This window comes from Oscillospiraceae bacterium NTUH-002-81 (assembly GCA_032620915.1).
Lineage (GTDB): Bacteria > Bacillota > Clostridia > Lachnospirales > Lachnospiraceae > JAGTTR01.
On sequence record CP136052.1, the window covers coordinates 1,259,676 to 1,273,464 of the forward strand.

The following is a 13,789-nucleotide window of genomic DNA, read 5'->3' on the forward strand; positions in this document are numbered from 1 at the left end:
GAAGAACAGGAAGGGATTAACATGACAAAGATAGACATTATTTCAGGGTTCCTCGGAGCCGGAAAGACCACATTGATCAGAAAATTGCTGGACGAGGCGCTGAAAGGCCAGAAGATCGTCCTCATCGAGAATGAGTTCGGTGAGATCGGTATCGACGGCGGCTTCTTAAAAGATGCCGGTGTGCAGATCACAGAGATGAACTCCGGTTGCATCTGCTGCTCTCTGGTGGGCGATTTTGGCACCGCTCTGCAGGATGTATTAAAGCAGTTCGCCCCTGACCGGATCATCATCGAGCCCTCCGGCGTGGGCAAGCTGTCTGACGTCATGAAGGCTGTGCTGAAAGTGGCAGATGAGGCAGATATCGAGCTTTCCACTTACACTGCTGTGGCAGATGCCATGAAGTGCAAAATGTTTATGAAAAACTTCGGCGAATTCTACAACAATCAGATCGAGAGCGCCAAGTGTATCGTGCTGAGCAGAACCCAGAAGCTCTCCGAGAAGAAGCTGGATGAGGTTGTTGCTATGATCCGGGAGAAAAATCCGGAGGCAACCATTGTCACTACTCCTTGGGATGATATTTCCGGCGCACAGATCATGGATGCCATGGAGAAAAAGAACGATTTCGTTATGCAGCTGATGGAAGAGGAAGAGCATGACCACGATCACTGCGGCTGCGATCATGACCATGATCACGAGCATCATCATCACGATCATGACCATGACCATGAAGAGCATGACCACCACGATCACGACCATGACCATGAGGAGCATGATCACCACGATCATGACCATGACCACGAGGAGCATGATCACCATGATCACGAACATCATGAGCATCACTACGATGAGCACGGTAACTGCAGCTGCGGCCACCATCATCATGACCATGAGGGCCATCATCACGCAGATGATGTATTTACCAGTTGGGGCACCGAGACCCATCATAAATACACCGACGACGAGGTACAGGAAGTGCTGGAGCGCATGGCCAACAGTCAGGAATTCGGCATGGTACTGCGTGCAAAGGGCATGATCCAGGCAACAGACGGCACATGGATCTACTTTGACCTTGTGCCCGGCGAATACGAGATCCGTAAGGGAGAGCCGGAAGTGACCGGCCGCCTGTGCGTGATCGGTACAGAACTGAAAACAGAAGAGATCGAGCGGGCATTCCGTTTGAAGTAAGGATGTGAAGAAATGCTGGAGATACCGGTATATATTGCGACAGGCTTTCTGGAAAGCGGAAAGACCTCTTTTATCAAAGAAATCCTGGAAGACCATGAATTCACAGAGGGCAAGAAAGTGCTTGTCATCTGCTGTGAGGAAGGCGTAGAGGAATACGAGGAAGAAGTGCTGGCCGACGGCAACGCCGTACTTGTCACCGTGGAAAGCCCGGAAGAACTCACCACCGATTTCCTCAAACAGCTGCAGCGCCAGCACCGCCAGAAGCTGACCATCTTCGAGTACAACGGCATGTGGAAAATCGAGAAGCTGCTGGAAGTACTGCCGAAAAACTGGCCGGTGGTACAGACCTTCACCATGATCGATGCCAGCACCTTTGAAATGTACTTAAGCAACATGCGTTCCATCATGATGGAGCTGGTGAAGCTGTCCGATGTGGTCATTTTCAACCGCTGTACCAAGGACACGAAGAAGGGAAGCCTGCGCCGTTCCGTGAAGGCTGCCAACCGACAGGTACAGATCATTTACGAGTCCATTGACGGCAGCGATGAGGATGACGATGACGATGATCTGCCCTTCGACCTGACGGCGGACACCATCGAGATTGAGGACGACGACTACGGTCTGTGGTATCTGGATGCCATGGACCACCCGGAAAAATATGACGGCAAGACCGTACATTTCACGGCTATGGTATACCGGGGCGACAAGCTGCCCAAGGGCTATTTCGTGCCGGGCCGCTTTGCCATGACCTGTTGCGCGGAAGATGTCACCTTCGTGGGCTTCCTGTGCAAATCCCAGTTCGCGGACAAACTGCGGCAGAAGGAATTCATCAAGCTCACCGCCACGGTGAAAACCGAGATGCGAAAAGAATACCAGGGCCCCGGCCCGGTGCTCACAGCGGTGAAGATCGAGAAAGCCGAGAAGCCGGAAGAAGAGCTCGTATACTTTACGTAAAAAACAGCGAAAGATATTGAATAAAAGAAACAAGAGAATCGACAACGCCTGTGAAGGATGAACACATGGTGTGTCGGTTCTCTTTTTTTGTAATTTAAGTAAATTACATATTGACGAAACTGGAAAGTGGATGTATTATGATATTGTAATTTAATTAAAGTACAGTATAGTATAGTGTAGAAAGCGGTGATGTAATGGCCGAAATGAGACAACTAAACGAAATTATGAGTTTTTCCCTGGGCAAAAATCCTACGAGAATTCATGCACAGGAATTGCGCTTATATTCCCCTGAGAATTTTGAAAATGATTTATCGTGTGTGAATGTACATGACAAAAGATCGGAATGCATTATCAATCTGATGAAGACGAAAGCGGCACCTGTTTCGACAGCGAATGCAGATAAATGCCTCACGTCGAATTTTTTGCGATGCAAATTCGATTCTAAGATACTGGATAAATGGTATTTCTGTTTTCAATTTAACGAGGGGAAGGATTTTGAGCAGCAGATAGCGATGTTCCATCAGGGGACAACCTTGAGTGTGAAAAAATTGAATGTGAAAACCATCGGTGAGTTAAAAATAAGACTGCCAGAGATCGAAAAGCAGCGGGTAATCGGCGAGCTTTATCGGCGATCATTGATAGAAAATCGGCTGAGAATCAAACAGGCGGAAGATATGAACCATCTGACGCTTGCGCTGATCCGAAAAATAGAGGAGGATGAAAAGGATGGAGAGTAAAGACTTATTGCAGGTATTATGGAATGGAGCAGATGTGCTGAGGGGGAAAATGGATGCCAACGAATATAAAACATATTTGTTAGGACTGGTTTTCTATAAATATCTGTCAGATGCTTACCTGGCAAAAGTATATGATTTGCTGAATGATGAAACACCGGACGATTTACAGGAGGCGCAGAAGCAATATGAAGAAATCATGAAGACTGCTGATGCCAAAGAATTGCTTCAGGAACTGAAACATTCTTTGCATTATACCCTTGACCCGGATATGACATATGTCAGCATGCTGAATGCGGCAAAGGACAATGCATTTAACAGAGAAAAATTGCAGGCTGCATTTAACCGGATCCAGGAATCTGATGCATTATTCAATGGGCTATTTGCTGACGTAGATTTATATTCCAACAGATTGGGAACGGGAGACCAGAAGCAGAGTGCAACGGTGGCAGAAGTCATCAAAGTGTTGGATGGAGCTGATTTAATCCATGCCAAAGGAGATGTCCTGGGAAATGCATATGAATATCTGATTGGTCAGTTCGCATCTGAGACAGGAAAAAAAGCAGGGGAGTTTTATACGCCGCATGGCCCGGCACAGATTCTTTGCAGAATTGCGATGACCGGGCAGGAGAACAAAAAAGGCCTGCAGGTATATGACCCGTGTATGGGCTCTGGTTCTCTGATGCTCAGCTGCAAAAATTATTCAAGCGAACCGGATTATATCAAGTATTATGGACAGGAACTGATGCCATCGACCTACAATCTGGCGAGAATGAATATGTTCCTTCACGGGGTGCTTCCGGAAAACCAGCATCTTCGAAATGGAGATACGCTGGATGCAGACTGGCCGACAGACGAAGATACAGAATTTGATGTAGTTACCATGAATCCGCCCTATTCAGCTCACTGGTCTGCGGCCGAGGGTTTTAAACAGGACGAAAGATTTATGGATTATGGAGGAAAGCTTGCACCGAAATCAAAAGCGGATTATGCATTCCTACTGCACGGATTTTATCATTTGAAACAAACAGGAACCATGGCAATCGTATTGCCGCATGGCGTTCTTTTCAGAGGTGCAGCAGAAGGGGCAATCAGGGAAACCCTGCTGAAAAACGGTTCCATTTATGCGGTTATTGGATTACCGTCCAATATGTTTTATAATACGTCCATTCCCACATGTATTATTGTTCTCAAAAAACACAGAGAAGGCAGAGATGTGTTATTTATCGATGCATCCAGCCTTTATACAAAAGAAAAGAAACAGAATGTGATGCATGAAGAGCATATTAACAAGGTGCTGGAGCTGTATCGAGACAGAAAAACTGTAGATAAACTGGCGTATGTGGCATCCTTTGATGACATCCGGGCCAATGACTATAACCTCAATATTCCCAGATATGTAGATACCAGTGAGGAAGAAGAAGAGATTGACTTAAAGCAGCTGACGCAGGATATCAGAGAGACAAATAAGGCGATCAAAGAAGAGAATCATACCTTATTGTCCATGCTTCGGGAACTTACTTTCCGTTCCGAAGAAACCAAAGAGGCTGTTGAGGATTTTATCAAGATATTTGAGGAGGTGTAGACATGGGGAATACACCGGAAATCAGGTTTAAAGGATACACGGATGATTGGGAACAGCGTAAGTTGGGAGATGTCGTTCAGATAACTATGGGACAATCACCTGATGGTAGTACCTATTCCGATGAGCCGAGTGATTATATTCTTGTCCAAGGTAATGCCGATTTGCAAAACGGTTGGGTTTGTCCTCGTATTTGGACAACACAGATTACTAAGAAAGCGGATGCAGGCGACTTGATAATGAGCGTTCGTGCTCCAGCTGGAGCAATGGGAAAAACCGCTTATAACGCTGTAATTGGGCGTGGTGTTGCAGCAATCAAAGGAAATGAATTCATATATCAACTGCTCGTAAAAATGGATATGGACGGCTTTTGGAAAACACTTTCCTGCGGCTCAACATTCGAATCACTCAACTCGGACAATATAAAAAATGCTGAAGTTAAAGTGCCAATAACAGCGGAACAAGTACAAATCGGTAACTTCTTTCGGCAACTCGACAACCTTATCACCCTTCATCAGCGTAAGTGTAATGAAACAAAAAAACTGAAAAAATACATGCTTCAAAAAATGTTTCCGAAAAATGGTGAAAAAAAACCGGAAATAAGATTTGAAGGATTTACGGACGATTGGGAACAGCGTAAGGTTACAGAATTAGGTGAAATATATATTGGTTTAGTCACGACAATGACTGAACACTATACAGATCAGGGTCATTTATTGATTAGAAATTCAGATATAAAAGATGGGTATTTTGAATTTGGGGAAAATCCAATTTATCTTGATGAGGAATTTTCTAAACAAAATAAATCAAGAATGCACCAGCTAGGGGATGTAATAACGGTACATACAGGTGATATAGGAACATCTGCTGTAATAGGCGAAAATGAAGTGAATTCAATAGGTTTCGCAACAATTGTAACTCGACCAAATCAAGAAATATTAGACTCAGGTTATTTTGCAACGTATTTGAATACTGATACTCATAAACAATGGGCTATTTCAATAGCAACGGGTGATGGACGCTCGAATTATAATCTGAAAGATTATACAAAACTTATGGTTCCGATACCTCAAATTGAGGAACAAAAGAAAATTGCAGCTTGTATTGGCAATTTGAATAACCTTATCACCCTTCATCAGCGTAAACTGGAAGAGTTACAAACAATGAAAAAATTTATGCTGAGTAAGATGTTTGTCTAGGAAGGAGGGCCAAAATGGGAAAAATCACTTTATTTCACGGAACTCCAGATAAAATTGTTATGCCGGTATTCGGTGGCGGGAATGATAAACATGATTATGGACGTGGATTTTATTTGACAGAAAATATGGAACTGGCAAAAGAATGGGCGGTGTGCAGACCAAATGATACAAACGGCTGGGTGCATCAATTTGAATTGGATTGTTCCGGGTTGAAAATTTTGGACTTTCAGGAAGAAAATCTTCTTAGCTGGCTGGCAGAACTGATGAAACATCGGGATGCGGCAGATTCCAGGCGATATCGAATGCTTTCTGCTCGATTCATCGAAAAATATGGGATTGATACCAGTGGATATGATGTGATCAAAGGCTGGCGTGCGGATGCCTCGTATTTTTACATTGCAAAAGAGTTTGTGAGAGATAATATTGATGTGGATATTTTGCAGGAATTGCTTTCTCTTGGTGGATTGGGCATTCAGTATTGCTTGAAATCCAAGCGGGCATACGCGCAGTTAAAGGAAATAGAGAATGGACTGACTGCTGTTGATTATGCAGAATTTAACGACAGGTATAATCAGCGTGATATTGTAGCAAGAAGAAATATGCGAGCACTGGTTGATTCAGATGCAAATAAAGTAACAAAAGTGTTCAGTACGTTGCTTTAAAGGATGGTGATGGTGATGCGGGCTTATGCAGATGCCTATTTGGAGGATGTGGTAGAAAATCAGGGGAAACTGTTTGATTTGGTGTCACAGGAATTCCCGGATAAAGATACAGAGGATTTCATCAATGCTTACATGACAAGTAAAACCAGGTTAAGCATTGATGAGGCGAAGGCGTATGTGAATACGATGGATGCAAAAGAGCTTTGGAATTATTTCGTTGAAACAGAAAAGTATGTATTGAAACCGGGGAAAGCACTGGAAGGGTTTATGCCGGATTGGATCGGAGAATTCTATGCATACTATCAGTGGTATTATAATATGCCAAGTGCGGAAATTATAAAAAAGATTCCATTAAATTTTCTGAAAAAAGCATATTATGGGCTTCATGATCTGGAATTGGATCTGGCAGTGCAGAAAGTAGGCATGGTGTGATGCATGTGATTGGCTTTCATAACCCGGAAGAAGAATACGGATTTTTGAGTAACTGGTATCCTTCTGCATTTTGCTGGAACGATATTCAGTTTGCCTCTGTAGAGCAATACATGATGTATCGAAAGGCGTTGTATTTTGATGATCAGGAAATTGCTGCGCAGATTTTGAAAACGGAGGATGTGGCAAGAATCAAAGAACTGGGCCGGATGGTGTCTGGATATGATGATCGGTTGTGGGGTGGAATCCGTCAGCTGATTGTGTACGAGGGCTTGAAGGAGAAATTTTCACAAAATCCACGTCTTAGGGAGCAATTACTGGAAACCGGAGATGCGATACTGGCAGAGTGTGCGGTGAAAGACCGCATTTGGGGCATTGGATTGTCCATGACAGACCCGAATCGCTTTGATTTAAATTTGTGGAAGGGACAAAATCTGTTGGGGTATGCACTGATGATGGCGCGTTATGAACAGAAAAGGCTGTTGACGGGGAAACAGGGGTATAAAATACTCTAGCTTGGGAACAGCGTAAGTTTGGCGATATTGGCTCAATTGCTATGTGTAAGCGAATTTTTAAAGAGCAGACATCAGATGAGGGTGAAGTGCCTTTTTATAAGATAGGCACATTTGGTGTTGAACCAGACGCATTCATTTCAAAAGAGTTATTTGACGAGTATAAAACTAAATATCCATATCCGAACAAGGGCGATATATTGATTTCTGCTTCTGGTAGCATTGGCAGAACCGTTGAATTTACTGGAAAAGATGAATATTTTCAAGATTCAAATATCGTGTGGCTTAAACATGGAAATGAGATAGACAACAGCTTTTTAAAAGTTTTATATAGCGTCGTAGAGTGGTCTTGTGAAGGTTCTACTATCAAGAGATTATATAATGATAATTTCTTAAAAACGGAGTTTATGCTTCCACAAATTGATGAGCAAATCAAATTAGGAACATATTTTTCTAATCTGGAACACTTTATCACCCTTCATCAGCGTAAGTGTGACCAACTAAAATTATTGAAAAATTATATGCTGCAAAATATGTTCCCGCAGAAAGGAAAAATGACGATGGCAGAATTGGAATCGGTAATCGAAAAACGTCTCGTAGATCAGCTTTGCGGCGGAGAGTCCCAGTGGACATACAGGCCTGATCTTAAGACGGAAGCGGATTTATGGAACAATTTTAAATACATATTGGAACAGAATAATAAGGCAAAGCTGGATGATCAGCCACTGAGTGAATCCGAATTCGCCAAGGTGAAGAATGATCTCTCCCATGCGTCATTTTATGATGCCGGGAAATGGCTGGTTGGAGAGAATGGAAAAGTATATGTTCATGTGCAGAGGGGAAATGAGACGCTTCACCTGGTTGTTATGAATAATGAGCATATTGCAGGCGGATCCAGTGTTTATGAGGTGATTAATCAGTATCAGGCATTTCAGGAAGATGGGGATGGGCAGGGAAGAGACCGTAGGTTCGATGTGACGCTTCTCATCAATGGAATTCCAATGATCCATATAGAATTAAAAAATAAAGAGCATTCCTATATGGATGGATACCGGCAGATCAAGAAATATATTGCCGAGGGAAAATTTCATGGAATATTTTCCAATGTGCAGATGTTTGTGGTCAGCAATGTGGTGGATACAAAATATTTTTCGGCAGCCAAGGACACGGAATTAAACAAGAAATTTCTGACGGGCTGGATCGACAATGAAAATTTGCCGGTATGCGATTACATTGATTTCGCGCAGGCAGTTTTGAGAATCCCGCAGGCCCATGAGATGGTGACAAAGTATACGGTGCTTGATAATGATAAGAGAAAATTGCTTATTTTAAGACCATATCAGATTCATGCCATTGAGGCGATGAGAGCGGCTTCCAAAGTGGGAAAGTCTGGATTTATCTGGCACACAACGGGCTCTGGAAAAACAATGACATCCTATAAAGCAACCAGAAATCTTCTGATGGATATTCCTTCAATCCAAAAGACGGTATTTCTGATTGACAGGAAAGACTTGGATTTACAGACGAAGGGCGCTTTTCAGTCCTATGCGGACAATGATACCATTGATGTGGATGATACCGAGCATGTGGGAAGCCTGATCAAAAAGCTGGCGGACGATAACCGTCAGATGATTGTAACGACCAGACAGAAAATGCAGGTGATGATTCACCGGCGTTTGAAGGAGGGGAGCAGGGAGTACAACAAAATAAAATCCCTGAAAATTGCGTTTGTGGTAGATGAGTGCCACCGGGCAGTTACGCCGCAGACCAAAAGAGATATGGAACGGTTTTTCAATCAATCCATTTGGTTCGGATTTACGGGGACACCCATATTTGAAGAAAATAAGTATGAGCAAAAAGGGGACTTGCCGCAGACGACAGAAGAATTATATGGCCCGTGTCTCCACAACTACACAATAAAAGAAGCCATTCATGATGGCGCGGTATTGGGCTTCAATGTGGAGAATCTGGGGCCTAAGGATGTCTCAAAAGACGATGAGGAAAAGTATTATCACAGTGAAGGGCATATGAGAAATGTCCTGAATATTGTGTTGAATCACTCTCTTTCCAAGTTTGGCATGCAAAATGGAAAGGGGAAGACATATGAGGCAATGCTTACGGTAGAGTCCATTGCAGTGGCACAAAAATATTATGATATGATTCTGAAAATCAAAGCAGGAGAGGATAAACTGAAAATCAGTGAGGATGTCAGGAAGGCGCTTCCTGATTTTCCCAAAGTGGCAATCACTTTTTCTGTATCTGAAAACGATGAGGCATCAAAGGCAAACCAGGATGCGATGAAGAGATATCTGGCTTATTATAATAAACTTTTCGGCACAAAGTATGAATTAAGTGGCCTGGGTGCGTACAACGGAAATCTGAATGACAGATTGGCCAGAAAGGAAAAACGGTATATAGACAGAGAGCAGCAGGTGGATCTTGTGATTGTGGTAGACCGCTTACTGACAGGATTTGATGCCCCGTGTCTCTCGACGCTTTTTATCGACAGACCGCCGATGAGCCCACAGGGACTGATTCAGGCATTTTCAAGAACCAACCGTTTGTTTGACCAGAATAAAGAATACGGACAGATTGTGACATTTAGAGACCCGAAGGATTTCAGGGAAAAGATTAATGAAGCGCTTGTATTGTATTCGAAAGGTGGCATCGGACAGGCAATCGCAGAAGGCTGGGAAACGGTGCTGGAGAATTTCAGCCTGTCTTTAAGAACAATACGCACATTTGCGCCTGAGCCCAAAGATGTCATGGAATTGTCCAAAAAGCAGAAGAAAACCTTTATCAAGCTATTCAGAGACCTGGATCATGATTATGCGCATCTGAAATCATTTTCCACATTTGAACCGGAAATACTGGAGGAATATCATTTCAGCCAGGATATCTATGAAAATTATGCGGCGGTATATAAGAATGTGCTGGAGGAACTGCGAAAAGATCCGCCGGATGATACAGATGATCCCATCCGGGATGACTATGATTTGGTGGCTTACAGCAAATTCAGAATTGATTTTGAATACATCATGGAACTGTTGCAGGGATTTGTGGATTCACTAAATCAGAAGGATGATGATTTTGATGAGGTTGAGTTTGAACGTAGGTTTTTTAGATTAAAAGCGCTTATAAAAGAGTATTGTGCAGATAATCCAAAATTGAGTGATTTGCTGATGCAGGTGTTAAATGAGATTAAACAGGATAAGGCAAGATTTCTTGGACAGGATGTCTCTGTTATGATCAATCAAATGCGTTATGCAGCAGTTGACAAAGAAATAAAGCGATTTGCAGAGCAGTGGTTTATCCCATTTGATGATGTGAAATACGAGGTGTTCAATTTTAAGGACGGAGAGCTTGCCAACGAAAATAAGCTGAAGGAGCAGGCGGATTATGCGGCATATAAGGAACAGACACCAAGTGCCCTTCCAAAGTTCAAATTTAACAGTGCACTGATACGGGAGTTTAAGGAAGTGCTTATGCCTGAAATTGAACTTTGGATTGAACAGTAGAAATATGAAAGCTTGCAGTAATAAGATGAGACTTTAGAGGGTCATGTATTTGCTGCAAGCTTTTCAGGGATTCATCGGCGCATGTTGTGTTTACGAGTTTAGATTAGACAAAGACCGCATGATGATATCAATGTCTTTGCTTTCCAGTTCCTGAATAATGTGCAAGTATGTTTTTTGCGTGGTGGTCATATTGGAGTGTCCTAATCTGCGCGCCACGCTTGCGATGGATACACCGGCAAACAGCAATAGGGAAGCGTGTGTGTGCCGTTACGGTATAATAACGACAAACAGAAAAAGCCTTTATTTTCAAGGGGTTTGAGCGTTTGTCGTCTTTTATTCAATTCCTTTTCCAAGTTGAAAATTGACGAAAACTATAAAGAAAAAAGGAGGCTGTTTTATTAACGACAAAATTTAATAGTGCCAGCGGTCCGGCTTTATGTCTGACCGCTGGTTGCCGTGGGCGTTTCACTTTTATAGGTGGACGCCCTTTTTTCATACTCATTTTCGAGAGAAAGGAGATCCACATGGAATTAAACGAAATGGAAAAAAAGCTGCTCTTTCAAGTGGAGGGCGATTATCAGACAAAGATCCTGAATGAACTTTATATGACCGTGCGGTATTCAAATAATTCCGAACAGCGGGAGGCGGCAGAAGGTCTTATGGCAAAACTTCGTGTTCTGTCAAATGCAGAGTGCATGGACTTGGTAAAAGATATTCAGAAGAATTACCGTCTGCCCTATCCAGCCCGGACGATTGGAGAAAAGATCGCCGAGGCCAGACAACAATCAGGGGCAGAAAAATTGAAGGGGCATGACATCATGGCACTTGAACGCTTTGATCCAGAAGTAAAGCACATGATCGTCTTTGATGTATTGTCTTACGATTCCCCTGTTGGCGACAAAGGCGATAAGATGCGCTTGTTCCTTACAGATGCCGGCTATCAGAAATTTTTAGAGAGCCAGGAACGGGGCGAAGTGAAACTGAAAAACCATGCGAAGGTCTCTGACGGTCATCTCCATTATGACCGCAGGGATCATGCCTTGTAACGGAATAGTCGAAGAAAGGAGGCGGTACAATGGCAGTATTCCGTGTAGAGAAAACAAAGGACTTTACGATAATGAGCAATCACCATCTGCGCAATACGGAGTTGTCCTTAAAGGCAAAGGGGCTTTTATCACTTATGTTGTCGCTGCCGGAAGATTGGGATTATACCACAAAGGGACTCGCCCATATCTGCAAGGATGGTGTGGATTCTATCACTACTGCCCTGAAGGAACTGGAGCGGCATGGTTATCTCACCAGACAGCGCCTCCGCTATGATAACGGGCAGTTGGGAGACATTGAATATACGATCCATGAGCAGCCTGTAAGTACCGAAAACACAGGGCTTTCACCTAAACGGGAAAATCCAAGACAGGTAAAACCAGAACAGGCAAAACCTAAACAGGCGGAACCTGAACAGGAAAATCCGGCACAATTAAATACTAATCCATTAAAAACAAAAAAATCAAAAAAAGATAAATCAATAACTTATCCATCAATCTATCCGGCAGAGCCGGAAGCGGCAAACCGCACGGATGGGATGGATCGGATAGAGCTGATAGAAGCCTATCGTGAAATCATCAAAGAAAATATTGAATATGACTTACTGGTCTTACGGTATGGCAGGGAACGTTTGGATGAAGCCCTTGAACTTATGCTTGAAGTGATTTTGTCGAAACGCCCTTACATTCGCATTGCCGGAGATGATTTTCCGAGGGAGATCGTCAAGAGCCGGTTCCTGAAGATCAATTCCGGCCACTTAGAGTATGTCTTTGACTGTATCGACAAGAACACAACGAAGGTCGGAAACATCAAAGCGTATCTGCTGGCGGCGCTGTATAATGCCCCGGCTACAATGGACAGCTATTACCGTGCCGAGGTCAATCACGACCTGTACGGCTGTTAGGCACCTTTGGGTGTCTTTTTTCATTTCATCACAGGAAGGAGGCAAAGCACAATGAAAAGAAACACTGTGCCGGTACTATGCCCGGCGTAACCAAAGAACAGATTCAGGCAGCGCGGGAAGCTGACTTGTTTACTTACCTGCAATTCCATGAACCCGGCGTGCTGAAACAGGATGGACCTAATTTCCGGCATAAGGAGCATGACAGTCTGGTATATGTGACCGGGAAAAGGTACTGGTACTGGAACAGCCGCGGACGGAGTATCAATGCGCTGGACTACCTGATCCAGATTCGGGGATATGGTCTTGTGGATGCGGTTCATGCTCTGGTAGGTGGCGAAATCCCACAGGAACCGGCTTACCGAAGTACGGCAGAAATACAGGTATCAAAAGAGCCGGAAAAGAAAACATTCGCTCTCCCCTGGGCCAGACGTTGCGCGACCGCTGCGGTCTCCTATTTGCAGAAACGGGGGATCAGCTCAGAAGTCATTCGCCAGTGTTTACAAGCCGGGATTTTTTACGAAGCCCGGTATCATGGAGAACCGGTTTGTGTGTTTGTTGGGAAAGATGATTCCGGGAAAGCGAAGTTTGCCTGTATGCGCAGTATCAGCGGCAATCTCAAAAAGGATGTCTATGGCAGCGACAAAGGATATAACTTTTGTTATCCCCCGCAAAGTCCGGGCAGCCGGCATGTGGCAGTCTTTGAAGCTCCTATTGATGCGCTTTCCCATGCGACACTTCAAGAGCTGGAGGGATGGAAATGGAATGGTTATCGCTTGTCTTTGGGCGGTACTTCCCATGTGGCGCTGACTTCTTTCCTGGAACGCCACCCGGAGATACGGCGTGTTACCCTTTATATGGACCACGACCTTGCCGGATTTGTCAATGCCCGGAAAATCAAGACCATGCTTCACGAGGATAAACGTTTCCGTCATATCCGGGTAAGTGTCAACCCTCCCCGGATGGGAAAAGATTACAATGAGAAATTGCTGCTGGTTCGGGAACAACTGCAAACCAGCCAGCACCAACGCCGCCCAAAAGAGGCGGCTGTTTCAATTTAGGGAGGATT

The 13,789-nt window shown here is 43.9% G+C and carries 12 protein-coding genes and 1 pseudogene; 12 read left to right on the forward strand and 1 reads right to left on the reverse strand.

The annotated features are described in order from the left end of the window. The first annotated feature begins 21 nt into the window (after nucleotides 1–21). The 9 genes from RJD28_05990 to RJD28_06030 all read left to right on the forward strand — a co-directional run bounded on the left by RJD28_05990 (nucleotide 22) and on the right by RJD28_06030 (nucleotide 10,775). Entirely contained in the window at nucleotides 22–1,185 is a 1,164-nt protein-coding gene (locus RJD28_05990; GenBank protein ID WNV59042.1) for a GTP-binding protein, read from the forward strand. A gap of 12 nt (nucleotides 1,186–1,197) precedes the next feature. Then, nucleotides 1,198–2,139, forward strand: coding sequence for a GTP-binding protein (locus RJD28_05995; protein WNV59043.1), 942 nt, complete (start codon nucleotides 1,198–1,200; stop codon nucleotides 2,137–2,139). A gap of 194 nt (nucleotides 2,140–2,333) precedes the next feature. Next, nucleotides 2,334–2,876 (forward strand): hypothetical protein, encoded by a 543-nt coding sequence (locus RJD28_06000; GenBank protein ID WNV59044.1) that lies wholly within the window; start codon nucleotides 2,334–2,336, stop codon nucleotides 2,874–2,876. Beyond that, a complete protein-coding gene (locus tag RJD28_06005) occupies nucleotides 2,857–4,458 on the forward strand; it encodes a type I restriction-modification system subunit M (GenBank protein ID WNV59045.1) in 1,602 nt (533 codons plus the stop codon). Before RJD28_06000 ends, RJD28_06005 begins: the two co-directional genes overlap by 20 nt. A gap of 2 nt (nucleotides 4,459–4,460) precedes the next feature. After that, nucleotides 4,461–5,654, forward strand: coding sequence for a restriction endonuclease subunit S (locus tag RJD28_06010; GenBank protein ID WNV59046.1), 1,194 nt, complete (start codon nucleotides 4,461–4,463; stop codon nucleotides 5,652–5,654). A gap of 14 nt (nucleotides 5,655–5,668) precedes the next feature. Continuing rightward, nucleotides 5,669–6,316 carry a DUF3990 domain-containing protein gene (locus RJD28_06015; protein WNV59047.1) on the forward strand — a complete coding sequence of 216 codons (648 nt, stop codon included), beginning with the start codon at nucleotides 5,669–5,671 and terminating at the stop codon, nucleotides 6,314–6,316. Between the two features lie 15 nt (nucleotides 6,317–6,331). Further along, nucleotides 6,332–6,748 carry a hypothetical protein gene (locus tag RJD28_06020; GenBank protein WNV59048.1) on the forward strand — a complete coding sequence of 139 codons (417 nt, stop codon included), beginning with the start codon at nucleotides 6,332–6,334 and terminating at the stop codon, nucleotides 6,746–6,748. After that, nucleotides 6,748–7,260: an NADAR family protein gene (locus tag RJD28_06025; protein WNV59568.1), complete on the forward strand. Its 513-nt coding sequence runs from the start codon at nucleotides 6,748–6,750 to the stop codon at nucleotides 7,258–7,260. Before RJD28_06020 ends, RJD28_06025 begins: the two co-directional genes overlap by 1 nt. 557 nt (nucleotides 7,261–7,817) lie before the next feature. Continuing rightward, on the forward strand, nucleotides 7,818–10,775 hold the full coding sequence (locus RJD28_06030; protein ID WNV59049.1) for an HsdR family type I site-specific deoxyribonuclease: 2,958 nt from the start codon (nucleotides 7,818–7,820) through the stop codon (nucleotides 10,773–10,775). A 90-nt stretch (nucleotides 10,776–10,865) separates the two neighbouring features. Here RJD28_06030 and RJD28_06035 read toward each other — a convergent pair. Next, a pseudogene (locus tag RJD28_06035) lies at nucleotides 10,866–11,042 on the reverse strand (tyrosine-type recombinase/integrase). Between the two features lie 257 nt (nucleotides 11,043–11,299). Here RJD28_06035 and RJD28_06040 point away from each other — a divergent pair. From RJD28_06040 to RJD28_06050, 3 genes are all read left to right on the forward strand, one after another. Continuing rightward, on the forward strand, nucleotides 11,300–11,821 hold the full coding sequence (locus tag RJD28_06040) for a DUF5720 family protein (GenBank protein ID WNV59050.1): 522 nt from the start codon (nucleotides 11,300–11,302) through the stop codon (nucleotides 11,819–11,821). 29 nt (nucleotides 11,822–11,850) lie between these two features. After that, nucleotides 11,851–12,723: a DUF6017 domain-containing protein gene (locus tag RJD28_06045; protein ID WNV59051.1), complete on the forward strand. Its 873-nt coding sequence runs from the start codon at nucleotides 11,851–11,853 to the stop codon at nucleotides 12,721–12,723. A gap of 77 nt (nucleotides 12,724–12,800) precedes the next feature. Further along, nucleotides 12,801–13,781, forward strand: a complete 981-nt coding sequence (locus RJD28_06050; protein ID WNV59052.1) for a toprim domain-containing protein — start codon at nucleotides 12,801–12,803, stop codon at nucleotides 13,779–13,781. Nucleotides 13,782–13,789: the final 8 nt, after the last annotated feature.

Coding starts and splice junctions, on each gene's coding strand:
- RJD28_05990 (WNV59042.1), top strand. CDS start 22: ATGACAAAGATAGACATTATTTCAGGGTTCCTCGGAGCCGGAAAGACC.
- RJD28_05995 (WNV59043.1), top strand. CDS start 1,198: ATGCTGGAGATACCGGTATATATTGCGACAGGCTTTCTGGAAAGCGGA.
- RJD28_06000 (WNV59044.1), top strand. CDS start 2,334: ATGGCCGAAATGAGACAACTAAACGAAATTATGAGTTTTTCCCTGGGC.
- RJD28_06005 (WNV59045.1), top strand. CDS start 2,857: ATGAAAAGGATGGAGAGTAAAGACTTATTGCAGGTATTATGGAATGGA.
- RJD28_06010 (WNV59046.1), top strand. CDS start 4,461: ATGGGGAATACACCGGAAATCAGGTTTAAAGGATACACGGATGATTGG.
- RJD28_06015 (WNV59047.1), top strand. CDS start 5,669: ATGGGAAAAATCACTTTATTTCACGGAACTCCAGATAAAATTGTTATG.
- RJD28_06020 (WNV59048.1), top strand. CDS start 6,332: ATGCGGGCTTATGCAGATGCCTATTTGGAGGATGTGGTAGAAAATCAG.
- RJD28_06025 (WNV59568.1), top strand. CDS start 6,748: ATGCATGTGATTGGCTTTCATAACCCGGAAGAAGAATACGGATTTTTG.
- RJD28_06030 (WNV59049.1), top strand. CDS start 7,818: ATGGCAGAATTGGAATCGGTAATCGAAAAACGTCTCGTAGATCAGCTT.
- RJD28_06040 (WNV59050.1), top strand. CDS start 11,300: ATGGAATTAAACGAAATGGAAAAAAAGCTGCTCTTTCAAGTGGAGGGC.
- RJD28_06045 (WNV59051.1), top strand. CDS start 11,851: ATGGCAGTATTCCGTGTAGAGAAAACAAAGGACTTTACGATAATGAGC.
- RJD28_06050 (WNV59052.1), top strand. CDS start 12,801: ATGCCCGGCGTAACCAAAGAACAGATTCAGGCAGCGCGGGAAGCTGAC.